The following is a 271-nucleotide window of genomic DNA, read 5'->3' on the forward strand; positions in this document are numbered from 1 at the left end:
GGCGCGCTGGTGGCCGATCTGAACCGCGCCACAAGCGCCTCGATCACCAATATGTATGGCCCGACCGAGACGACGATCTGGTCGACCACCGCCCCCGCCAGCGCGGCCGAAAGCGTGGTCAGCCTTGGCACGCCCATCGCCAATACCCAGTGCTATATCCTTGACGAAGCCGGCGCGCCCCTGCCCATCGGCGCGGCGGGCGAGCTTTGGATCGGCGGCGCCGGCGTGGCGCGCGGCTATTGGCAGCGCGAAGACCTGACGGCGGATCGCT

General features: G+C 69.4%; 1 protein-coding gene. It reads left to right on the forward strand.

Going from position 1 to position 271, the window contains the following annotated elements; all coding sequences use genetic code 11:
- Positions 1-271 (forward strand): AMP-binding protein (locus RMT89_RS43150; protein ID WP_315889221.1); only part of this gene is annotated, 271 nt, incomplete at both ends.

It is taken from the genome of Streptomyces sp. P17 (genome assembly GCF_032436805.1).
In the GTDB taxonomy this organism is placed as follows: domain Bacteria; phylum Actinomycetota; class Actinomycetes; order Streptomycetales; family Streptomycetaceae; genus Streptomyces.